The organism is Marinomonas sp. NPDC078689, assembly GCF_044542435.1.
In the GTDB taxonomy this organism is placed as follows: Bacteria; Pseudomonadota; Gammaproteobacteria; order Pseudomonadales; family Marinomonadaceae; genus Marinomonas; species Marinomonas arenicola.
On sequence record NZ_JBITUJ010000011.1, the window covers coordinates 33,885 to 55,100 of the forward strand.

Annotated in this window: 20 protein-coding genes; 11 read left to right on the forward strand and 9 right to left on the reverse strand. The window is 45.3% G+C overall.

Annotation, left to right across the window (positions count from 1 at the left end):
* Nucleotides 1–202: 202 nt before the first annotated feature.
* A complete protein-coding gene (locus tag ACIGBN_RS15515; RefSeq protein ID WP_396666449.1) occupies nt 203–1,825 on the forward strand; it encodes a methyl-accepting chemotaxis protein in 1,623 nt (540 codons plus the stop codon).
* 85 nt (nt 1,826–1,910) lie between these two features.
* Here the strand turns inward: ACIGBN_RS15515 and ACIGBN_RS15520 are convergent, their stop codons facing one another.
* Nucleotides 1,911–4,259 carry an EAL domain-containing protein gene (locus ACIGBN_RS15520; RefSeq protein ID WP_396666451.1) on the reverse strand — a complete coding sequence of 783 codons (2,349 nt, stop codon included), beginning with the start codon at nt 4,257–4,259 and terminating at the stop codon, nt 1,911–1,913.
* A gap of 438 nt (nt 4,260–4,697) precedes the next feature.
* On the opposite strand from ACIGBN_RS15520, the gene adhP reads away from it, so the two are divergent.
* Nucleotides 4,698–5,708, forward strand: coding sequence for an alcohol dehydrogenase AdhP (adhP, locus tag ACIGBN_RS15525; protein ID WP_396666453.1), 1,011 nt, complete (start codon nt 4,698–4,700; stop codon nt 5,706–5,708).
* A 112-nt stretch (nt 5,709–5,820) separates the two neighbouring features.
* On the opposite strand, the gene ACIGBN_RS15530 is transcribed toward adhP, so the two are convergent.
* The gene (locus tag ACIGBN_RS15530; protein ID WP_133002356.1) at nt 5,821–7,107 is read right to left on the reverse strand and encodes a dicarboxylate/amino acid:cation symporter; all 1,287 of its coding nucleotides are present in this window, start codon (nt 7,105–7,107) and stop codon (nt 5,821–5,823) included.
* A gap of 406 nt (nt 7,108–7,513) precedes the next feature.
* On the opposite strand from ACIGBN_RS15530, the gene ACIGBN_RS15535 reads away from it, so the two are divergent.
* The 3 genes from ACIGBN_RS15535 (at nt 7,514) to ACIGBN_RS15545 (ending at nt 9,432) form a co-directional block, all read left to right on the forward strand.
* Complete coding sequence (locus ACIGBN_RS15535) at nt 7,514–7,921, forward strand: GFA family protein (protein WP_396666456.1); 408 nt, start codon at nt 7,514–7,516, stop codon at nt 7,919–7,921.
* A 113-nt stretch (nt 7,922–8,034) separates the two neighbouring features.
* On the forward strand, nt 8,035–9,024 hold the full coding sequence (locus tag ACIGBN_RS15540) for an MBL fold metallo-hydrolase (RefSeq protein ID WP_133002354.1): 990 nt from the start codon (nt 8,035–8,037) through the stop codon (nt 9,022–9,024).
* A gap of 135 nt (nt 9,025–9,159) precedes the next feature.
* Complete coding sequence (locus ACIGBN_RS15545) at nt 9,160–9,432, forward strand: hypothetical protein (RefSeq protein WP_133002353.1); 273 nt, start codon at nt 9,160–9,162, stop codon at nt 9,430–9,432.
* A 25-nt stretch (nt 9,433–9,457) separates the two neighbouring features.
* Here ACIGBN_RS15545 and ACIGBN_RS15550 read toward each other — a convergent pair whose 3' ends face one another.
* Both ACIGBN_RS15550 and ACIGBN_RS15555 read right to left on the reverse strand, forming a co-directional pair.
* Entirely contained in the window at nt 9,458–10,144 is a 687-nt protein-coding gene (locus ACIGBN_RS15550) for an LrgB family protein (protein WP_396666458.1), read from the reverse strand.
* Nucleotides 10,137–10,646 carry a CidA/LrgA family protein gene (locus ACIGBN_RS15555; RefSeq protein ID WP_396666460.1) on the reverse strand — a complete coding sequence of 170 codons (510 nt, stop codon included), beginning with the start codon at nt 10,644–10,646 and terminating at the stop codon, nt 10,137–10,139. Before ACIGBN_RS15555 ends, ACIGBN_RS15550 begins: the two co-directional genes overlap by 8 nt.
* Nucleotides 10,647–10,721: 75 nt before the next feature.
* Between ACIGBN_RS15555 and ACIGBN_RS15560 the strand changes: the two genes are divergently transcribed.
* Nucleotides 10,722–11,609: a LysR family transcriptional regulator gene (locus tag ACIGBN_RS15560; protein WP_396666462.1), complete on the forward strand. Its 888-nt coding sequence runs from the start codon at nt 10,722–10,724 to the stop codon at nt 11,607–11,609.
* On the opposite strand, the gene ACIGBN_RS15565 is transcribed toward ACIGBN_RS15560, so the two are convergent.
* Nucleotides 11,583–12,344, reverse strand: a complete 762-nt coding sequence (locus ACIGBN_RS15565; protein ID WP_396666464.1) for an HPP family protein — start codon at nt 12,342–12,344, stop codon at nt 11,583–11,585. The two genes, ACIGBN_RS15560 and ACIGBN_RS15565, sit on opposite strands and share 27 nt — an antisense overlap.
* Nucleotides 12,345–12,468: 124 nt before the next feature.
* Here ACIGBN_RS15565 and ACIGBN_RS15570 point away from each other — a divergent pair, with 124 nt between their 5' ends.
* Complete coding sequence (locus ACIGBN_RS15570; protein ID WP_133002351.1) at nt 12,469–13,314, forward strand: LysR family transcriptional regulator; 846 nt, start codon at nt 12,469–12,471, stop codon at nt 13,312–13,314.
* Nucleotides 13,315–13,399: 85 nt separating this feature from the next.
* On the forward strand, nt 13,400–14,689 hold the full coding sequence (locus tag ACIGBN_RS15575) for a DEAD/DEAH box helicase (protein WP_133002350.1): 1,290 nt from the start codon (nt 13,400–13,402) through the stop codon (nt 14,687–14,689).
* Nucleotides 14,690–14,760: 71 nt separating this feature from the next.
* Here ACIGBN_RS15575 and ACIGBN_RS15580 read toward each other — a convergent pair whose 3' ends face one another.
* On the reverse strand, nt 14,761–15,906 hold the full coding sequence (locus ACIGBN_RS15580; protein ID WP_133002349.1) for a methionine aminotransferase: 1,146 nt from the start codon (nt 15,904–15,906) through the stop codon (nt 14,761–14,763).
* Nucleotides 15,907–16,398: 492 nt separating this feature from the next.
* On the opposite strand from ACIGBN_RS15580, the gene ACIGBN_RS15585 reads away from it, so the two are divergent.
* Nucleotides 16,399–17,256, forward strand: a complete 858-nt coding sequence (locus ACIGBN_RS15585) for a PA4780 family RIO1-like protein kinase (protein WP_133002348.1) — start codon at nt 16,399–16,401, stop codon at nt 17,254–17,256.
* 32 nt (nt 17,257–17,288) lie between these two features.
* Here the strand turns inward: ACIGBN_RS15585 and ACIGBN_RS15590 are convergent, their stop codons facing one another.
* Together ACIGBN_RS15590 and ACIGBN_RS15595 are read right to left on the reverse strand one after the other, a co-directional pair.
* Nucleotides 17,289–17,651, reverse strand: a complete 363-nt coding sequence (locus ACIGBN_RS15590) for a ribbon-helix-helix domain-containing protein (protein WP_133002347.1) — start codon at nt 17,649–17,651, stop codon at nt 17,289–17,291.
* A 181-nt stretch (nt 17,652–17,832) separates the two neighbouring features.
* The gene (locus ACIGBN_RS15595; protein ID WP_133002346.1) at nt 17,833–18,396 is read right to left on the reverse strand and encodes a DJ-1/PfpI family protein; all 564 of its coding nucleotides are present in this window, start codon (nt 18,394–18,396) and stop codon (nt 17,833–17,835) included.
* 273 nt (nt 18,397–18,669) lie between these two features.
* Between ACIGBN_RS15595 and ACIGBN_RS15600 the strand changes: the two genes are divergently transcribed.
* Entirely contained in the window at nt 18,670–19,341 is a 672-nt protein-coding gene (locus tag ACIGBN_RS15600) for a 7-cyano-7-deazaguanine/7-aminomethyl-7-deazaguanine transporter (protein WP_133002345.1), read from the forward strand.
* A gap of 88 nt (nt 19,342–19,429) precedes the next feature.
* Here the strand turns inward: ACIGBN_RS15600 and ACIGBN_RS15605 are convergent, their stop codons facing one another.
* Complete coding sequence (locus tag ACIGBN_RS15605; protein ID WP_133002344.1) at nt 19,430–19,954, reverse strand: YgjP-like metallopeptidase domain-containing protein; 525 nt, start codon at nt 19,952–19,954, stop codon at nt 19,430–19,432.
* A 326-nt stretch (nt 19,955–20,280) separates the two neighbouring features.
* On the opposite strand from ACIGBN_RS15605, the gene ACIGBN_RS15610 reads away from it, so the two are divergent.
* On the forward strand, nt 20,281–21,021 hold the full coding sequence (locus ACIGBN_RS15610; protein ID WP_396666469.1) for a YdiY family protein: 741 nt from the start codon (nt 20,281–20,283) through the stop codon (nt 21,019–21,021).
* The last annotated feature ends 195 nt before the right edge of the window (nt 21,022–21,216 follow it).

The following is a 21,216-nucleotide window of genomic DNA, read 5'->3' on the forward strand; positions in this document are numbered from 1 at the left end:
ACGATAAATAGCACTGATATAAGTCAGAACCTTATGCAAGAAACACATTTTGTAACAGGCTCTCAGAACAGATTAGGCTACACTCGCTTCTCATTTTTATCATGTAAGACAAGGCAATACGGCAGGAACTTCTGTGGGTGTCTTGTTGACTAACAAACACCTGTTTTCTGTAACGCTTGAATAGACTAAACGGATTCAATTTATGACGATTAACGCCCGCCTCGTTTTTGGCTTTGGTATCACGCTGGCTCTGACGGTTATATTAACGGTCATTGCGATCCACCGAGTGAATTTCATTGATAGCACCATCACCCAGATGACGGACATCAACTCGGTAAAACAACGCTATGCCATTGACTTCCGTGGCAGTGTACACGACCGAGCTATTGCGGTGCGTGATGTGGTGTTGGCGAGGAACGACAACGAGTTGTCTATTATTCTAAAAGACATCGCTGATCTTCATCTCTTTTATCAACAGTCTGCAAAAATGCTTAACTCAGCCGACATTCCAATGACGGCGCAAGAAAAATCCATTTACAGCAACATACAAAGCATTGAGAAAAAAACCCTACCACTGATTCAGCAAGTCATCAGCGCCAAACAAGCCAATGACTTAGAGTCCGCCAACGCGGTGTTACTGAACCAAGCCAAGCCGTCTTTTGTGGAATGGCTCGCGGCGATCAATGCGTTTATTAATCTTGAAGAAATGGCGAACCAAGAAGCCACCATAGAAACTCGAGAGGTCTCTAGCTCCTTTCAAAGTTGGATGATTTCCCTCACCAGCATTGCCATTATTATTGGCCTCAGTGTTGCGTACTTAATTGCCCGTCGCATTAAAAACGCGGTGGGTGGCGAGCCACAAGAAGCCGCCGATGTGATTGCGGAGATTTCTAAAGGCGATCTAACCGGCGCCATCTCCTCTTGTTGCCCAGACAGCATGATGTCGTCGGTGCAAGTTATGCAGAAACAGCTAGTCACCATTGTAAACAGCATTATTACCTCGTCGACGGAGCTGTCTCAGCGCTCAGCAACAGTCGCCTCGGGCACCAAGCAATCCTTGGTGGCGGCGGACACTCAATTAGAATACACAAACTCAGCGGCGCATAAGCTGATCGAAATGAACGAGAGTATTCACTCTATTTCAGAGCGAGTTAGAGAAACGGAAAACAACTCAAACATTACTGCTGAGCTTTCTTTGAAAGGGCAAACTGCCGTACAAAAAGTCGCAACAGAAATTGAAAAAGTGTCGCAGACTGTCAAAGCCACTGTTGAGCAAGTGAATGTGCTAGAAGAGCGTACTCGCAGCATTGGCGACATCATCAATGTTATTCGCGGTATCTCAGAGCAAACGAACCTGCTGGCCTTAAATGCGGCCATTGAAGCCGCGCGAGCTGGGGAAACAGGCCGAGGATTCGCAGTGGTCGCCGATGAAGTAAGACATTTGGCGCAGCGTACCGGTGACGCGACCGGTGACATTGAGAAGATGATTCTTCAAGTACAAGAAGAAACCAAAGCCTCTGTTGAAGCAATGGAGACAACGGTACCTCAAGTCCAAAATAGCCTAACGCTCACCAATGAAGCCAATGCACTGCTTAATGAGATTCAGCAGCAATCGAAGAATTCATTAGCCAATGTGTTGGACGTTGTCGCGGCCACCTCTCAGCAAGTAGTGACCATTTCTGAGATTAACAGTGAGATCCAAGAAGTGGCCAATATGTCGAAAGAGACCAGCCAAGCATTACAAGTAAGCTCAGAAGAAACGCTGGCCTTACAGCAGCTTTCTGAAAAACTAAAAGACGATATCCATTACTTCAAAGTAAAGTAACAGTCTGAAGGTGCCAACATTAAAGCCAGATGACAGCGATGTCATCTGGCTTTAATTGTTCTACGGACACGCTAGCCTTACAGTACTAAACCGATAGGATCTTATCTTGTTGATAGACCAATACTTGGTCCAATGGGATCGGCCTTGAGAAGTAGTAACCTTGCAAATAATCACAGCCATAACCGAGCAATAGATCAGCCTGCTGCTGGGTTTCTACTCCTTCGGCAATAACGGCCACACCCAACGCATGCGCCATTGAAATAATGGCTTCACAGAGTGTTTCTGAAGTGGATTCTTCTCCTAATTTTTGCACAAACTCACGGTCTATCTTCAAATAATCGATGTCGTAGTTCATGATGTAGGCAAGCGATGAATATCCCGTTCCAAAGTCATCTAGCGCGACCTGAATGCCCTCTTCTCTAAACGCCAAAAGCGCCCTTCTTGTACTCTCATCTGAATTCATCAAAAGATGCTCGGTAATTTCAACCACTAAGCCATTTTGACTGTGTATTTTGCCATTCCCTGTGGTTTTACTAAGCAACTCTGCAAGCAGTCTTCCGTCTTCACCTTGCTGCTTTGATAGCTGTATGGGCGAGACATTGACGCTGATTTGAATCTCTTCACCATACACTTCACGAATCGGCGCAAGGGCCCGTTTCGCTTCTTGGATAACCCAATGCCCGATTTCGATAATCTGCCCCGATTCTTCTGCGAATTGGATAAAGTGGTCAGGCGGTATCAGACCTTTATCTGGGTGTTGCCAGCGGATTAACGCTTCAAACTTAGTCACGTCACCATGCTGGTTAATAATAGGCTGATACAGTAAATGAAACTCTTGGTTAACAATGGCTTGGCGCAAGTCTTGAATCAATTCTATCTTTTTCGTCAGCGCTTCTTTTAGCTCCCAGCTAAAGCGCCTAGCGGCGTCTCGACCACTTTGCTTAGCAAAATACATCGCTTGGTCAACAGCAACCATTAGCTCTCTTACCGTCATCCCATCCTCTGGATACAGCGCAATACCAATGCTCGCCGTTACCACAATCTCACAATGAGAAGCCATCAATGGTTCTTTAATCGATTGCCTAATCTGCTCACTGAGCGCAACCATCTCTTCTTCATTGCAGTCTTCTAGTAACAACATGAATTCATCGCCACCCAGACGACTGATGATTTTAGCCGATGGTGCACATGCAATAAGGCGCGAGGCGATGGTCTTTAATACCTCATCTCCCGTTTCATGACCTCGGGTATCATTCACTTCTTTAAAGTTATCTAGACCCAGTAAAATAATAGCAACCTGATCGCTGGCTGACTGGGCAATCAATATTTCTGATAACTTTTGATTAAATGCATCACGATTGGAGATGCCCGTTAAGCTATCAGTTTGCGCTTGTCGCACTATTTTTTTCTCTGCTTGCGTCTTACGCTCAGCCATATCGAGAAAACTGTCTTGTAAATCATCCATTTCCTTCACGCCTGTCGGCAACGCAGCATGTATGTATTTGTTTTGGCCTAATTTCATCGCTAGATCAGTCAGCCTATTGAGAGGCCTAGAAATACTGTTAAGGAAAAAAAGTCTAAGTAATATCAGTATCAAAACAACCAGCATGGAAAAGCTAGTAGCAATAAGAGTGTAGCGTTTATCGATCGTAGAGAGAGGCTCATCCACAGCAATGCCCGTCATAAACGTCAGCAGGGGCTGCCCATCCCAGCCTTTTATTTGATGCTGAACAAACACGCGGTGAACGCCATCATGGCTACGAATAACCATATTAAAGCGCTTTGGAATATCAAACATAGCCTTCTCTGGGTAGCTGGCTACTGGGTTGCCATAGTTGTCTAAAAGGTAAGAGACTGTGTTCTCAGGTAGTTCATTACTATTCAACAGCACACTCCACCAGTCGAGAGAAATAGCCGCTACCGCCGCCCCAACAATCTCTTTTGGGTCTGTAAGACTATGAACAGGGTAAGCAAAATTAACCGTCGATATTCCAAGGGTTCGATCGGTGTGTACGCCACTCGACGTAAAGCGGTCTTGCATTACTGCATCACGGATATAAAGGCGATCGCTCAAATCAAGAGGGGACGCCAGCGAAGTACCATTGCAAGTTAACATACCCGCTGTATCAGGGATCCCGATGTTTACATAACGTTCATATAACGGTGCGATCTCACTAATAAAGCGCTGGCACGTCTCGGAGTGTGGTTTTTGCACTTGAGGAAAAGCGGCTAAAAGCACTAAAAACCGTTCAGTAGAGGTCATCAAGCGCTTATGGTTTTCTACGGCTTGGTTAGAGACTATTAGCGCACTTTTCAGTAGCTCATTTTCCACCATAGTACGGCTGTAGTCGAAACTAAGATAAATGAAAAAATAGAAGGGGACAACAATGAGAATAGAGAGAAAATATAGTCGCCCTTTTAGTGTTTTTAGCATTGTTATCCCTATTTTAATTAGGTGTTTTTCACACTTCCTCAGGAGAAAGTAGTAAACACATACCTAATATTTAATGCGTTAAAAATTAAACTAAGAGGATCCTTCATTCGGTCTTTTATGTCATGCCTGAAACCGATATCAACGTTGTTTATATACATAAAAGCTAGCATACTTTTTCAAATCTACTCGTTCATTTTTGTAATAATTCGCAAACCAATACCTAACATGACTCCCACTTACTCATACCATAAAAAATAGAAATAGCATCTCCCATAAAAGCTCACCTAAATTGTAAATTATACTGTGGTGCAAACATGCTGGACTGTGAGGAAAACTTTTCTCTGTGTTGTTTTTAAAGTGAAGAGGAGCAAGTGGCTGGATTGCCAGACATTGCTTTAACGCTCATTCAATAAAAATAAACACTAGATGGAGTTTGTTATGAAAGCAGCAGTAGCCAGTAAATTTGGTGAGATTCTCAATATCGAAAACGTCATTAAACCGACTATCGAAGCACACCAAATCCTTGTCAAAATACACGCTTGTGGTGTGTGTCATACGGATTTACACGCTTGCCATGGTGATTGGCCAGTCAAACCAACCTTACCTTTTATTCCTGGGCATGAAGGCGTTGGCGAAGTTGTCGAAGTCGGCAGCGCGGTTAAGCATCTCGCTCTTGGAGATCGTGTAGGAGTACCTTGGTTGTACAGTGCCTGTGGCCATTGTGAATACTGCTTAACGGGGAATGAAAACTTATGTTTGTCACAGCAAAATTCCGGTTATTCCGTTAACGGTGGTTACGCTGAATATTGTGCTGCTCACGCTGAATATGTCGTTAAAGTGCCTGAAGGTCTAGGCTATGTCGAAGCGGCGCCATTGTTCTGCGCGGGCGTTACCACCTATAAAGCACTCAAAGTGTCAGGCGCAAAGCCAGGTGATTGGGTGGCTCTGTTCGGTGTTGGCGGGCTTGGTCATCTGGCGGTGCAGTACGCGGTCGCGATGGGATTTCGTGTTGTGGCGGTAGACACAGGAGCCGCTAAACGAGAATTGGCCATGTCACTCGGCGCTGAGTACTTCTTCGATTTCAAAACAGACGATGTGGTGAAAGACATTCTAGCAACAACCAATGGCGTGCACGCCACTGTCTGTACTGCGGTCAGCAAAGCGGGCTTCAGACAAAGCTATGATGTGATTCGTCGCGGTGGAAAATGTGTACTGGTTGGCCTGCCACCAGAAGATATGCCATTGCCTATTTTCGATACCGTACTCAATGGCATCAGTGTCATTGGCTCAATCGTCGGCACTCGTAAAGACTTAGAAGAGTGTCTGGAATTTGCCGCACGCGGTAAAGTCAAAGCCATCATTACTGAGAAGTCGTTAGAGGATATCAACGACATCTTCGAAGATATGGAAAAAGGCGATATCACAGGTCGTATCGTCATGTCCCTTTAAAACGCTATAAAAAAAGCGCCAGACTAACGTGTCCTCTATTACAGGCTCACGTCAGTCTGGCGCTTTATATTCAATTAACCCTACAGATGGCTAATTGGGTATCCAGACGCGACTAGACTCTTTCTAGATGTATGTCTGCTGTGTCATTGCCAGCGTTAGGGTCGTTGTAGATGCTTTCATCTAACTGACCTTCACTTTTCGCGACCACCGCCGTCACTACCGCATCACCAGAAATATTAACCGCGGTACGAATCATATCCAATAGACGGTCAACACCGAGAATCAAGCCAATGCCTTCGATCGGCAAACCTACTTGAGCAAACACCATAGACAACATGATCAGACCAACACCTGGTACACCGGCTGTTCCGATGGAAGCCAATACCGACATCAAGATAACGGTTAAGTAACCCATCATGCCAAGGTCAACATTGTAGATGTTCGCAATAAAGACAGTAGCAACCCCTTGCATGATGGCGGTGCCATCCATATTAATGGTCGCTCCAAACGGGACGGTAAAAGACGCGACAGAGTTATTAACACCCAAACGGTCAGTCACAGTGCGCAAGGTCACAGGAATAGTGGCATTTGAGCTAGAGGTACTAAACGCAAACACTTGAGTACTGCGCATTTTCTTAATAAACGTCAGTGGGTTTAAACCCGACATCAGTTTCAAGATAATCTGCAATGTCACAAACAAGTGGAACATTAAGACACCAATCAAGACCAACACATAACCAAGTAGCTGCTCTAATAGATCCAACCCTAGGTTGGCGATGGCTTTCGCGATAAGACAGAACACCGCATAAGGTGCGACCGCCATAATCACGTTAACCATTTTCATCATGATTTCGTTCAATGCTTCAATAAAGCTGCTCACTGAGTCTGCTTTTTTGCCAACCATTAGCAAGCTGATACCAAAGACAATTGAGAAAAAGATAACCGGCAACATTTCGCCTTTCGCCATCGCACTAATCGGGTTAGATGGCACTATGTTGATGATTACAGAGGACAGTGGCGGCGCCGCCTTACCGGAGAAATTACTATTGGCAACAGCGTTCATGCCTTCACCTATACCCAAACCTGAGGCGATGAAAAGAGCAGAGGCAATCGCAATCGCCGTGGTCATCAAATACAAAACAAAGGCTTTTGAGCCAATGCGGCCAAGTAGCTTAATGTCGCCAATGCCACACACACCACAGACCAATGAGAAAAAGACCAAAGGCACGACTAACATTTTTAGTGCATTAACGAACATGCTGCCAACAATATGGAACAGGCCATTCGTTAGATATTGATTCACCCATGTGCCAGAGGCATTTAGTCCTGTTAAATTGATGACTAGCCCAACGGAGATGCCCAGCGCCATCCCCAGCAATACTTTCATTGTAGTACTCATAACACTCTCTCTAGTTTTTATATGTTACGTTGATTTGCTATGCCCAATAATTATTGCCAAATAAATATGGCTGAAAATAAAAGTGGGGCATGATACATGTCATCAAAGCGTATCAAAACCTCTATTTTCAATATCCATCTAAAAAGCCAATACCTTTTCTCCTTAAAGCCCCGTAATATCTAGCTTAGAGCGGATATAATAGACGCAAAATAGCGTCTGTATGTTGAACATAAACAGCGGCGATAAGAGAAATTTAGCGTGAAGCTGGTCACTAATTAGGCACTTTTGACTGTAAAGAAGGACTAATCTGCCACCTTCGTTTGCTGATTAGCACAATCTAAAAGGTCGATATCCGCGCTAACGTCGCTGTCGCTACCCACCAAAAAAGACCATGAGGAATACAGTTATGGATCAAAAACACACTGGATCATGCCTGTGTGGCACTGCCAAATTCGAGTTGCAAGGTGAGTTTAAAAAGTTCTTTTTATGCCACTGTAGCCGTTGCCGAAAAAGCTCTGGCTCCGCCCATTGCTCAAACCTTTTTGCGCCTGGCGCTCAACTCACATGGCTCAGTGGCGAAGAAATGCTCAGTTTTTATAAACATGAAGACACTAACTTTGCTCGAACTTTCTGCTCTGTGTGCGGCTCTAACGTGCCAACCGATGCAAAAGCTCGGGGCTTAGTTGTTGTGCCTGCAGGCTGCTTGGATACAGATGTTGATATCAGTCCACAAGCTCACATATTTACCAGTAGCAAAGGTAACTGGGACGACGGCTTCGAGAACGTTCCTGCATTTGAAGAGATGCCAAGTTAGGCGGTGTTCGTAATTTCTTATTCTGTCCGCGAAAAAGCAATTACTAGAATCGTGTAAAACTCGATAGATTCAAATGATGACTGCCAAATAATAACGTTAATAAGGAAGCCTTCATGCGAAAATATCTCATTACACTTATGCTATGTGTGCTACTCAGCCCCTCTTCATACGCCGCTAGCACAGCGTCCAAGCCCTATGTTATGAAGGTGACCTTACTGGGCACAGGGAACCCAATTCCCAGTGCCCAGCGATTCGGCCCAAGCACGCTTGTCGAAGCCGGTGGTCACTATCTCTTATTCGATGTAGGCCGTGGCAGTATTATTCGTCTTTGGCAGCTTAAAGCCCCTATTAACAAAATAACCGATGTCTTTCTAACGCACTATCATTCTGACCACATTAATGGCTTATCTGACTTCTGGATGACAGGCTGGATGCCACTACCTCCCGTTTCTCCCAGCCGCACAACCCCTCTTCATCTGTATGGTCCAACAGGCATTAAAAACATCGCAAATGGTCTAACCGAAACCTTCAAAGATAACACTAGGATTCATATTGAAGATGAGCATTTACCGCCTGAAGGCATCAAACTTGTCGTGACTGAGTTCACAGAGGGAGAGCACTTGGTCTATCAAAAATACGGCATCCGAGTGACATCATTCAAAAATGACCACGGTAAATTTATTCACCCATCTGTTGGCTATAAAATACAATACAAGGGTAAAACCGTGGTTATTTCGGGAGACACTAGAAAGTCTCAAACCGTCATAAATGAAGCAAAAGGCGCAGACTTACTGGTGCATGAAGTCGCAGCCGTCAGAGATGGTTTGCTACAGAAACACCCCAATCTGCGCGCCATTTTCGAACACCATATTAATCCAAGACAAGCCGGAGAAGTGTTCACAGAAGCAAAACCTAAGTTGGCGGCTTTTACCCATGTTGCGCTGTTAGGCACCAAGGACTTTCCGAAACTAAGCGTCGATGAGTTAATTGCCATGACCCGTGAAACGTATAAAGGTCCGCTTGTTGTCGGTGAAGACCTGATGTCTTTCGAAATCGGAGACACAGTGAAAGTGGTGCCATGGAAAGGTGAAATGAACAAATAAAACGAGCACACACAGCGGCTAAAGAGTGGTCGAAGATCGGCCACTCTTTAGCAGGAGAACAGCACAACTTGTATGACCTTCAAGACTGATGCAAACTAGCAGGCATTCATAATAAAAAAGAGTTAGATTGACCAGATGAAGTGCCCACACTGCCAAGAAAAACTGCCATTCTCGATACTAAGAAAAAGCCTACTACGCCCTCAAGCATGCCAAAGCTGCAAAGAAGGCTACGCACTCACTATCAGTATTGGGCGCATGTTTTTGCTCTTGATACCCGTCGCTTTTAGTCTGATTATGATTCGCCCTATCAGTCTACACTGGGGCATAGACCCTACGTTCTTCTCTGCTTTGATTCTTGTTTTATACGGGCTTTCTTGCCTTACCCTCATGAAACGAGCGGTCAAATAGTACGACTCAAATAATAGCTCATACTCTAAATGATCAAAGAGAAGAGTGGCGCGCCAAGCACCATAGCAATGCCAGCGAAAATCATTGTTAAGCTGGCAATAACGCCCTCTTCACTGCCAATTTCTCGCGCTTTCGCGGTACCAGCCCCATGGGAAGCCGCCCCTAACGCCACACCTTTTGCCAATGTGGTACGAATACCCGCCACTTTGAACACAGGCTCACACAACACCATTCCCACAATCCCTGTCATTAATACCAACATAGCGGTTAGATCAGGAATACCGCCAAAGCTGACCGTCGCCACCATAGCAAACGGCGTCGAAACAGATCGCACTAACATGCTTTGCGCCAACTCCGGTGGCATGGGAAACAAATGCTCTAACAGTAAAGAAGACAATAAACCTAAAACCAACCCCGTCGAAACGCCAATGATTAACGTCAGTGGATAGCGCAAAATAATCTGCCGTTGCTGATATATAGGCAAGGCAAAAGCAATCGTGGCCGGCCCCAACATCATCACCAAAAAGTGGGTGTAGAGGAAGTAATCATGCAATGGAATACCTATCGCTAAAACGAAAATAATCACAGCAATAGGAGCCACTAAGATAGGCGCTAACCAGATCACGGCTTTTCGTTTATAAAGCTGCTTAGAGAGGTAATAAAAGGCGACCGTTACTACTAAGCTGAGTGCCGCTAATAGACTATCAGACATAATTTACGGCCTTTTCCAAACGTCGTTCATTGAGTCGTTTTTCAAAACTGTAGACCCTATCCACCACTAACGCCGTACCTAATAAAACACCCACTGTGCCAAACACAATAGTACCTGCAATCATCCAGCCATCATCACGAATCAGAACTTGATATTTAAGCACTGAGATGACCGGCGGAATAAAAAACAGTAATAACTCCCCAAGCAACCAAGATGAACTGACTTGCACCGCCCGTTCCGGCACAATTTTCGTTACCAGTAACACCACCAGCACACCGAGCCCCAAAACACTCCCCGGTACAGGCCAAGACATGTATGAAACAAATAGATTACATAACCACAATAATCCGCACAAAGACGCTAATTGCAGTAACCCAAAATACAATGAAGAATGTCTAAACATGATATTTAAAAAACCCATAGAGATAGCAAACAAGCTAAGAGAAATAAAACAGTCACCACTTGTTGTGATGTAGGGATAGTGTAATTTGCCTAAATACATATATAAAATGAATATTAAATATCAACTTGATAACTTATAGTTAATCAATAGAACTAACTCAATGAGATTAACGAAATGGATCTGAAAGTATTACGCTACTTTATGGCTATTGTAGATAACGGCAGCTTTGGAAAAGCCGCTGAACAGGTGCACATTTCACAACCGGCCTTGAGTAAAGCCATTAAAGGACTAGAAGAAGAGCTGGAGGTGAACCTTCTCGACAGAGGGCGACGCGGTACTAAAGTGCGCTTAACCCCAGCGGGAAGAATCCTTCAGAAGCACGCCAATATTTTACTTTCTTCTCGCCAAGCTATGCTTGAGGAGCTAAATCAACTCAGACAACTAGAACGAGGCCACTTAAAAATCGGCCTATCCCCTCTTGGCAGTGCAGAACTGTTCGCGCCGATTATTGGTAAATTTCGCGCCATGTACCCACGAATTCAGATCGAACTACTCGAGAGAGGGGGCGCAGAACAAGAAGCCGCACTGCGCAATTCAGAAATAGAACTGGCCACTAGCCTGGTGCCAAATGATGACGAGTTTGCTTGGCTACAGGTGCGAGATGATCCTATTATGCTGGCGCTATCCAGTGCACACCCACTCGCTCATGCCACGACCTTATCCTTAAGCGATCTTGCAGATACCTCTTTGGTGACCTTTGAAACCACCTTTGTACTGAATAAACTCATCGAGGAAGAATGCCAACGAGCCGGTTTCACACCCAATGATATTACTCATGTATCTCAACCCGACTTTGGCTTGGCTCTAGTAGCGGCAGGTACAGGGGTCATGTTGTTGCCTAAACTGATTGCCGAACGGCATAAGATTCCAGGGGTGATCATTAAACCCTTGGACAGCTCCTCTTTACGTTGGAAACTGTCGGTTATCTGGCGCAAAGAGACCACCTTATCCTTTGCCGCCAACGCCATGATGGCGTTAATTCGCGAGCGCTTTTCTGAATAAGCGTCGCTTCGCCTTTTTCGGCGTGGTTACACGCTGCCTTTGTTTCGCCACCGCATGAGCTGCATCATAAATACTTTGCAATTCATCTAGGCTAACGTCCACAAACACATCTTGCTGTTGCAGTACTTGGTGCAGGTCTTCCACATTGAAATGCTCAACACTAGAAGCGTCTTTATGAGCCTGCTGTGCGGTGGCTTTTCTGTTCAACCAAAAAAGTGGATAACGTCGCCAATGAAACAAATTATTAATGATCATCGCCAACGCTAAGATAATCAAAATATTCACGATAAAAACGACCACAGATTCAGACACGTTAATGTGTTCAAAGTTAACCACAAAGTAAAAGGCCGTCGCGCCGCCTGGTGGGTGCAGACACCCCAGATAATGCATCAAGATAACCGTTAGCCCTACCGCCAATGCGGCTGTCATCAAGCTAGAATCCAGCACACTCGCAAAGCTCACGCCCACTACAATAGAAATGCTTTGCCCAGCCAAAACTGGCCAAGGCTGTGATAAGGCGCCATGAGGCAAGGTAAACACAAGAAAAGCGGTCGCCGCCGTGGATGCGAAAAATAGGATATGGACGTCAGTAGATAAGCTCCATTTCGTCACCAATACGACAACGGCTATCGCTAAGCAGGTCGTCAGCCCCGAAATCAAACGCTCTATATGTGACGTACGATTGGTTTCTATGCCAATAAATTGGCAAAACGTTTTAAAAGCAGAAATCACCATAATAGGAACAACGAGTACGACACAGCAGAATAAAGAGCAGGTATGGTACGGAAACCCTTAAGATCAGTATAATGAATATTAAGTGATTATAAATTCAATTAAATTGCATTCAAATTGAGTACGTATGGACATTGAGCTAGCAAAAACCTTTATCGAGATCATGCAATCAGGCACCTTCGCCAAAGCGGCCGAGCGGCTCCATGTCACCCAAACCACCGTCACAGCTCGCATTCACGCCTTAGAAGCCAGCATGAATTGCTCGCTTTTTATTCGTAATCGTGGCGGGGCGCGACTCACGCCAGAGGGTGAGCGTTTTGTTCGATATGCCAAAGAAATGATCGCCTCGTGGCATGCCGCGCAAGAAGTCTGTCGCAATCCACTGCCCGACGAAAAAATAACACTGTCGCTAGGCGCGGAAAACAGCTTATGGAACCCGATCATGGTGGAATGGCTTGTGCAGCTGGCAGAGTTTGATCATTTGCGTCTGCATAGCCGAGTAGATTCTACGGATGCGCTTTATAGCGCCATCCGTGAATTCCAGCTGGATGCGGTGGTGGTGCACAGCGCGCGTTATTACCCAGATTTAAACATTGAGCAAATTGCCGAAGAGAAGCTCATACATGTCGCCTGCACACACACGCCTAAACCGAATTTGTTTATCGATTGGGGGGAAGAGTTTACCCAGCAATTTGATCGCTGTTTGCCCTTTAATCGACAGACAGCCATGCAGTTCTCACTCGGCCCTATGGCGCTCAAAGTCATGCTTAAACAAGGTGGAAACGGCTATTTTCGCACCCGCGTCGTTGATCAATACCTACAAGAAGGCCGCTTGGAGCGAGTACCAAATGCGCCTGAATTTAGCTACCCCATATATCTTGTTTCCCATCGGGGTCATTTGCCTAATGAGTTTGAGCAAGTAAAACAACGTCTTAAAAGTGTTCTCAAAAGCACAGATCAATGGCCGGTATAATGCAGTAGAAAAAAAGCCGTCGGTTTTCTCAAAATGCTACACTAGCGACTTTCGTTCTCCGTCTACTATTTAAGCGAGCAAGTTCATGAGTTTTGCGTCATTAGGCCTTCATAAAACACTGGTCAACACGGTTTCTGAGCGTGGTTACAGTATTCCTACCCCTATTCAGAAAGCGGCCATTCCAGCGATACTGAAACAAAGAGATGTCATGGCTGGCGCACAAACAGGGACGGGCAAAACAGCGGCCTTTGCTCTGCCTTTGCTGCATCGTTTATTAGAACAATTCGATCTCGACCAAACCAGTGAAGCAGGCTTAACCAATCAAAAGTACAAAAAAATTAGCGTGCTGGTGCTCACCCCAACACGGGAATTAGCCCAGCAGGTTTACAATAGTTTTGTCACCTATAGCCAGAACTCTTCGGTGCAATCTGTGGTGGTTTACGGTGGTGCGAGTATCAACACTCAGATCAATGCACTCGACAAAGGCTGTGATGTGTTGATCGCCACCCCTGGCCGTTTGCTCGAACTCTTGATGAAAAACTTGGTCAAGCTGCATGACTTAAAAACGCTGGTCTTAGACGAATCGGACCGCATGCTAGACATGGGCTTCATTGTTGATATCCAACGCATCCTGACAAAAATCCCAAGCAATCGCCAGACGCTGTTTTTCTCTGCGACCTTCAATAATGAAATTTTCGCACTCAGTAAAACGCTATTAAAAGACCCTAAACTGATCGAGGTAGATCAGCGTAATGCCACCGCGAGCAAGGTTAAACAGCTGGTATACCAAGTCGATAACGACAAGAAAAGCGGTTTGCTGTCTTACTTGATTGGCTCAAAGAACTGGAAACAAGTCTTGATCTTCACCCGCACCAAACAAGGCGCAGACGAGCTTGCTAAAGAAATGCAGAAAGATGGTATTGCCACGCAAGCCTTCCATGGGGATAAATCTCAAGGAGCGCGAGATCGCGTTCTGGCCGACTTCAAAGCAGGTAATGTGAGAGCCTTAGTGGCAACCGATGTCGCGGCGCGGGGCTTGGATATCCAGCAACTGCAATACGTGGTAAACCATGAATTGCCTTACAACGCTGAAGATTATATCCACCGTATTGGCCGCACAGGTCGTGCCGGTTTAGAAGGGTTAGCCATTTCGCTCGTGTCTGCAAAAGAGAGCTACTTATTGGCCGATATCGAAAAACTGGTTGGTGAACACTTCAATCCACAATGGTTTCCAGGCTTTGAACCAGACTTAGACAAGCAAGAAAGCAGCACAAAACGCCCGCCATCGAAAAAAACCTTACGTGCCAAAGCGTTAGGAAAAGGCCCGCGAAACGATAAAAAACCAATGAAGAAACCAAGACAAAACAGACGTTAAGCGCACGTTATAGCATGCGCGTAACGCGGCGTTGTCCGTGACTTAGCCACGGTCAACGCCTGAGTTTCTTACTATAAGCGGCTTAATTTCTGCGCCGCTTCCAGCAAGGTGTGCTCTTCTTTGGCAAAGCACAAACGAATCAGCCGTTGATCTTGTGGCGCTTGCTGATAGAAAACACTAACGGGTATTGCTGCCACACCCACTTCATCGATTAACCACTCACAAAATGCCACGTCATCCAGATCGCTGATCGCACTGTAATCTAACAATTGGAAATAGGTGCCATCACAAGGCAATAAAGTGAAACGGCTATTGGCTAGCGCGTTTCTTAACACATCGCGCTTTCGCTGATAAAACATCGCCAATTCGGCGCTGCTTTCCGGTATTTCCTGTAGGTGCTCAGCCAAGGCTTGTTGCAATGGCGTCGCCGTGCAGAAGGTCACATATTGATGAAGCTTGCGCAGCTCGGCCGTCAGCTCTGTTGGCGCCACCACGTAACCGACTTTCCAGCCTGTCAGGTGGAAGCTTTTCCCAAACGACGACACAACAAAACTGCGAGCCCTTAATTCTGGGTGTTTGTGCACACTGACGGCTTGCTCGCCAAAATGAATAAACTCATACACTTCATCCGATAAAACATAAATATCCTGGCTTTTAATGGCTTGCCATAAAGACGCCAAATCGTCCTCGGTCCAACAACTGCCAGTAGGATTATGAGGCGTATTAATGATCACCAAGCGCGTTTTCTCTGTTAGCAAAGACGCAAACGCTTGCCAATCGGGGCGAAAATCTGGCGCGGTGAGCGTCATCCGTTGGCACACACCACCGGCTAGGGTGATCGCAGGCTCATACAGGTCATAAGCAGGATCAAAAAGCACCACTTCGTCGCCTGGCTGGATAAGCGCGGTAATGGCATCGAAAATGGCTTCTGAAGCACCACTGGTCACAGTCACTTCTTCTGCTGAATCGACCTGTCGACCATAGTGGCGAGCAATCAAACTGGCGATCGCATCACGCAATACAGGCAATCCTGTCATCGGAGAATATTGATTATTACCCTCTAGCAAGGCATTGGATGCTCGTGTTAAAAGACGCTCATCCGGCTTAAAGTCGGGAAAACCCTGAGATAAATTGATCGCGCCTTTTTCCGCCGCTAGAGCAGACATTTTACTGAAAATATTGGTGCCCACGGCAGGAAGTTTAGAAGAAATAGCCACGTTATATTTGCCTTAAAACAAAATGAAGTACGAAAAGAATCAGGCTAGTAAAAAGGCTTACTCGCGAAAGGTCAATGCCTTCTCTTCTGGGTTTTTTATCCACCCCGATCCCGCGGTTCTATTTACATTCGCCTCGATAACGATTCATTCAAAAAAGAAGCGTAATGAAAGAGAGCCATTATTGCGCATTTTCATTTACGATACGGTTAAAATCCACGTAGAGAAAGTCGGCTATCCAAGGTTATTGCTGTAAGATATAAGCGTTTTCACTCTAAAAAGTGATAAATTGACCAAATAACTGGAACGATTTATCGTTTCGAGCTGATATTCGTTAGCCTTGAAAAAGGAAAAGAAGGGATAACGGCCAGATCGGCTCTGAGCTACTATATATAGTGACCTAATTAAGTCTAATTTGACCAAGATAAGGAATATGTTTTTGTTTTTTATTTCTGTTAGTGACATCTGTTATCTAATGCCTGTACAAGGAGCAGCATGAAAATCCCTAAGAGAATTCAACCGCTTCTTGAAGACGGTTTGGTCGACGAAGTACTTCGACAATTAATGAGTGGCAAAGAAGCCACTGTGTATGTTGTTCGCTGTGGCTCAGATATTCGCTGTGCCAAAGTGTATAAAGAAGCCAGCAAACGTAGCTTTAAACAAGCGGTTCAATACCGTGAAGGCCGCAAAGTAAAAAACAGCCGTCGCGCTCGGGCGATGGAAAAAGGCTCAAAATTTGGCCGCGAAGAACAAGAGAACTTATGGCACAACGCCGAAGTAGACGCCTTGTACAAACTCGCCAACGCCGGTGTACGAGTACCAAAACCATACGGTTGCTTTGACGGCGTCTTGTTGATGGAACTCATCACAGATGACGATGGCGATGTCGCACCTCGTCTCAATGACGTTACCATGTCTGCTGAGCAAGCTCGCGAAGATTTCGATGTCATCATCCATGACATAGTGCGTATGTTATGCGCAGGCTTGGTGCATGGCGATCTATCAGAGTTTAACGTGTTGGTTGACTCGAATGGCCCTGTGATCATCGACTTGCCGCAAGCCGTTGACGCCGTTGCCAACAACCATGCTGAGTGGATGCTAGAACGTGATGTAAACAACATGCGTGACTATTACGGCATGTTTGCACCGGAGATTCTAGAAACCCAATACGCGAAAGAAATCTGGTCTATTTACGAAGCCGGTAAACTCACACCAGATACCGAACTGACCGGTTTATTTGAGGAGCCTACCGAAGAAGCGGATGTGGATGCAGTCTTGCTTGAAATCCAAGAAGCGCAAGCCGAAGAAGAAGCCCGTCTCGCCAGAATGAGCGCAGACGACGAAGAGAACTAATCACTCACTGGCACAGGATACACATATCGGTGTCAGTGCACTCCTCGATTCGCTAGTTTGGACTCATTTTGCAAAATGCGGTCTGAATCTAGCGATGCGATCGACACTTCCGCTTGAGCCGGAATGTCGCCATTTAACTGCAATGCTTGATAACGCAAGGCACAAACACGCAAGAAAGACGTGAAGTTGGCAACATCGTGGCCGACGTTAATCGACTCTTGATAAAGCCGCGTAATTAACTGGGTCACCGTTAAACCATCTCGCGCACCAATTTCTGTTAATAGTCCCCAATATGCATTCTCAAGACGCACACTGGTTACCATGCCATCGATCCGCAAGGAATGCGTGGTTGATGACCAGAGATCTGCATCGGCATTAATAAAGAGCTTACACATGGTGCTTACCTCGTTATGGGCTGAGCAAAAAGTGTAGCGACAGAAATCCGAAAGGGCAATAAGACAAAAAAACACACAATCGGCCGATGACTAAGACAGTTAAAAGGGAAAGACAAAGAGAGGAAGAGAATAAAAGAGAAAGAAGAAAACCAAATACGCGGTTTTCTTCTTTCTTTGTGCGTTATAGCAAGGCGATGAATTGCGCTAACCAAGCGGGGTGAGCAGGCCATGCAGGCGCAGTCACAAGATTGCCACTGGTCACGGCTTGATCCACAGGAATGTCCGCGTATTCTCCCCCAGCTTGCTCTACTTCTGGACGGCACGCAGGGTAAGCTGAGCATTTTTTACCATTCAACACACCCGCAGCGGATAAGATTTGCGCGCCATGGCACACAGCAGCAACCGGCTTATTTGTCGTAAAGAAGTGACGAACCATCTCCAATACCGCAGGATTTAAACGCAAATACTCAGGAGCTCGACCACCAGGAATAACCAAGGCGTCGTAGTCTTCAACATTAATCTTGTCAAAATCGGCGTTCAGCGCAAAATTATGACCCGGCTTTTCGGTGTAAGTTTGATCCCCTTCAAAATCATGGATCGCGGTTTTAACTGTGTCTCCGCTGACTTTGTCAGGACAAACCGCATGAACCGTATGTCCGACCGCCATTAAGGTTTGGAATGGCACCATGGTTTCATAATCTTCGGTGAAGTCTCCGGTAATCAGTAGAATTTTTCTTGTTGTCATCACTGGCTCCTAAACTGTTTTTTTATCGAGCACCGATGGTAACAACAGTTAAAAGTGAGCAGGTATTAGGTCATTACTACAAAGAGAGAAAGCGTATTTTGTATAAAAAACACTCACAAAGACGCTTTCCTAAACAGTCGGTTAATGTATAATCACGCCCCAACTTTGGCGAAGAAAACAAAGCCAATGTTAATACTGAAATCCTTGATGTTTTTATTTGGGTTCCCTCACCCCAAACAGCATTACAGCCGAAATTAAAAAAAAGGTGTCACCATGAATAGTTTTACCCCAGAACAGCAGCGCAAGGCGCTCTGGTATCTTGCTGCGTTCCACTTATTGGTTATTGCGTCCAGCAACTACCTAGTCCAAATTCCCTTTACGGTATTGGGTTTCCATACTACATGGGGGGCATTTACTTTCCCCTTTATCTTTCTCGCGACGGATCTCACCGTACGCGTGCTAGGCGCTCGACTGGCTCGTCGAATTATTTTCCTAGTCATGATTCCTTCGTTGATTGTGTCTTACGTGTTGTCTGTTATCTTCGCGCAGGGACAATTTCAAGGGGCTGAAGCACTGACATCATTGAATTGGTTTGTGGCGCGTATCGCGATCGCCAGTTTAATGGCCTACTTGCTCGGACAGATTCTGGACGTGCAGGTTTTCAACCGCTTACGCCAAATGAAGCAGTGGTGGATCGCTCCAGCCGCCTCCACTATTTTTGGCAATGGTTTAGATACCTTGGCTTTTTTCGGCATTGCTTTCTACCAAAGTCCTGATGCCTTTATGGCACAGCACTGGCAAGAAATTGCCTTGGCTGACTACAGTTTCAAACTGTTTATTAGCATTGGATTGTTCATCCCAATGTACGGTGTTTTGTTGGCGTATCTCGTGAAAAAAATCACCGCCGTGAAACCCGATTTCAAATTGGAAAGCGTCAAAGCCTAGCCTGATCCGCGCTGGGAACCCGCCGGTTCCCAGCGCACGCCTAAGATTCTCCACTTCTCGTGTTTCGTAAAACCTCACCGGTCCGCACTTACCAAAGGTCGCCAAAACGATCTCGATGGCATAAATAGAGGCGCAGATCGAACTCTAGTTGATGGTAATCTGGCTCCATATAGCAACACAGCTTATAAAACGCCTTGTCATGTTCCTTCTCCCGCAAATGCGCCAACTCATGCACCACAATCATTTTTAGCAATGGCTCTGGAATACGTCGAAACAAGGACGCGATTCGAATTTCATTCTTTGATTTCAGTTTATTGCCCTGCACTCGAGACACATAAGTGTGCAGCCCCAATGCGTTGTTAATCACATGGATTTTGTCGTCGTAGATGACTTTACTAATGGGGGCAGAACTGCGCATAAATTGATTTTTCAGCGCCATCGCATAGTCATACAACGGACGAGTGCCATTCAAGTTGTGTGCTTCAGGGTATTTTTTTAAGAAAAAACCCGCCGTTTTTTCTGCCTCTAACAGCGCCTGAGCTTGCTGCTGAAGTTGCGGACTATAGCCATTAAGGTAACGTAAGTTAGGTGTTTTTTGATGGCTCTGACTCATCACTATTTCTCTTCAGTATGACCGCTAAATTTAAGGCATCAGTTTACTAAATATCACGCTGCGTCGCTGGTAAAAAGGAATCTAAACCAGGCTTTTATTCGAGTACTCACGCCCGCTATGTCAGTTTTTTCCATGTATAAAAGCATGAATATGAAAATAACGAAGGTAGAAGAAAGTTTCTGCCCAGAACGCTAAAAGCACCTCAAGGTTTATGTTAAATTTTTCTCTATTCTCATGCTCTTTACCGCTTAACACGAACACTTAACGTCACATTTCACCTTGAACGATCCGGTTTTTTTACCGTTTCCCCAATGGAAAGGGTTTTCATGATTTTAAAGTACAGCCTCGCGATATTGGTGATGCTTGCTACACAAACGGCGTTTGCAGCAGGCAAGGCCATCGACAAATTAGGCGTCACAGGCTCCGCTGAATTTGGTCTGCAAATGACCTCTGGCAACAGTAATACCAACAATCTTAGTAGTGGCCTACATATTAACCAGAACTTAAAAAACTGGCGTAACCATTATGCCTTTGAATCCTTTTACTCGGATTCAGATCATGTCGCGACCACCGAAACTTATCGAGGCTCCTTGCAAAGCGATTATAAATACAACAGTAAAGAGTTTTGGTATGTCCGTGAGGAAGCCGAAAAAGACCGTTTCTCTGGCTATAAATACAAAACGAATATGTCCACAGGTTATGGGAATCGAATTTGGCAACAAGAAGATGGCTCATTCCTAGAAACGTCGGTCGGTGTCGGTTATCGCAAAAATCAGCTTGAAACAGGCACCGAAGAGGCTATTTTTGATCGTGGTGTTATCACTCGCTTCGCATTAAAGTATATGAAGAAGCTTTCCGCATCCTCCACCTTTCGGCAGTCTTTAACCACTCAAGTTAATTTAGAACATTTAGGCACGGTCACAGAATCCGTTTCATCTCTGCAGGCAAATATTGTAGAAAATTTTGCCATGAAACTCTCGTATCGCGTCCAGCATTCATCCAAAGTTCCCCTCGATACCGAGAAAACAGACACCGAAACATCAATCACTTTACTTTATTCTTTTTAATCTACTCTCGGCTTTAATATAGATTTTGTCACAAGCGATTACAGTGTCTAAATATCGTGAAGCAAAGGTGTAACCTTGGTGATTTAACCGAATATTATTATTAGACATGTTAATTTTCTAGCCACAAAACATCCCCACACTAGGTCAAAAACAAAGCGCTACTTCTGCTCCTTTGTTATGTGACAGCGGTGAATG

What these genes read in the sequence shown, in the direction of transcription:
- ACIGBN_RS15515 (WP_396666449.1), top strand. Translation starts at nt 203, where the DNA reads ATGACGATTAACGCCCGCCTCGTTTTTGGCTTTGGTATCACGCTGGCT.
- ACIGBN_RS15520 (WP_396666451.1), bottom strand. Translation starts at nt 4,259, where the DNA reads ATGCTAAAAACACTAAAAGGGCGACTATATTTTCTCTCTATTCTCATT.
- adhP (WP_396666453.1), top strand. Translation starts at nt 4,698, where the DNA reads ATGAAAGCAGCAGTAGCCAGTAAATTTGGTGAGATTCTCAATATCGAA.
- ACIGBN_RS15530 (WP_133002356.1), bottom strand. Translation starts at nt 7,107, where the DNA reads ATGAGTACTACAATGAAAGTATTGCTGGGGATGGCGCTGGGCATCTCC.
- ACIGBN_RS15535 (WP_396666456.1), top strand. Translation starts at nt 7,514, where the DNA reads ATGGATCAAAAACACACTGGATCATGCCTGTGTGGCACTGCCAAATTC.
- ACIGBN_RS15540 (WP_133002354.1), top strand. Translation starts at nt 8,035, where the DNA reads ATGCGAAAATATCTCATTACACTTATGCTATGTGTGCTACTCAGCCCC.
- ACIGBN_RS15545 (WP_133002353.1), top strand. Translation starts at nt 9,160, where the DNA reads ATGAAGTGCCCACACTGCCAAGAAAAACTGCCATTCTCGATACTAAGA.
- ACIGBN_RS15550 (WP_396666458.1), bottom strand. Translation starts at nt 10,144, where the DNA reads ATGTCTGATAGTCTATTAGCGGCACTCAGCTTAGTAGTAACGGTCGCC.
- ACIGBN_RS15555 (WP_396666460.1), bottom strand. Translation starts at nt 10,646, where the DNA reads ATGTATTTAGGCAAATTACACTATCCCTACATCACAACAAGTGGTGAC.
- ACIGBN_RS15560 (WP_396666462.1), top strand. Translation starts at nt 10,722, where the DNA reads ATGGATCTGAAAGTATTACGCTACTTTATGGCTATTGTAGATAACGGC.
- ACIGBN_RS15565 (WP_396666464.1), bottom strand. Translation starts at nt 12,344, where the DNA reads ATGGTGATTTCTGCTTTTAAAACGTTTTGCCAATTTATTGGCATAGAA.
- ACIGBN_RS15570 (WP_133002351.1), top strand. Translation starts at nt 12,469, where the DNA reads ATGGACATTGAGCTAGCAAAAACCTTTATCGAGATCATGCAATCAGGC.
- ACIGBN_RS15575 (WP_133002350.1), top strand. Translation starts at nt 13,400, where the DNA reads ATGAGTTTTGCGTCATTAGGCCTTCATAAAACACTGGTCAACACGGTT.
- ACIGBN_RS15585 (WP_133002348.1), top strand. Translation starts at nt 16,399, where the DNA reads ATGAAAATCCCTAAGAGAATTCAACCGCTTCTTGAAGACGGTTTGGTC.
- ACIGBN_RS15590 (WP_133002347.1), bottom strand. Translation starts at nt 17,651, where the DNA reads ATGTGTAAGCTCTTTATTAATGCCGATGCAGATCTCTGGTCATCAACC.
- ACIGBN_RS15595 (WP_133002346.1), bottom strand. Translation starts at nt 18,396, where the DNA reads ATGACAACAAGAAAAATTCTACTGATTACCGGAGACTTCACCGAAGAT.
- ACIGBN_RS15600 (WP_133002345.1), top strand. Translation starts at nt 18,670, where the DNA reads ATGAATAGTTTTACCCCAGAACAGCAGCGCAAGGCGCTCTGGTATCTT.
- ACIGBN_RS15605 (WP_133002344.1), bottom strand. Translation starts at nt 19,954, where the DNA reads ATGAGTCAGAGCCATCAAAAAACACCTAACTTACGTTACCTTAATGGC.
- ACIGBN_RS15610 (WP_396666469.1), top strand. Translation starts at nt 20,281, where the DNA reads ATGATTTTAAAGTACAGCCTCGCGATATTGGTGATGCTTGCTACACAA.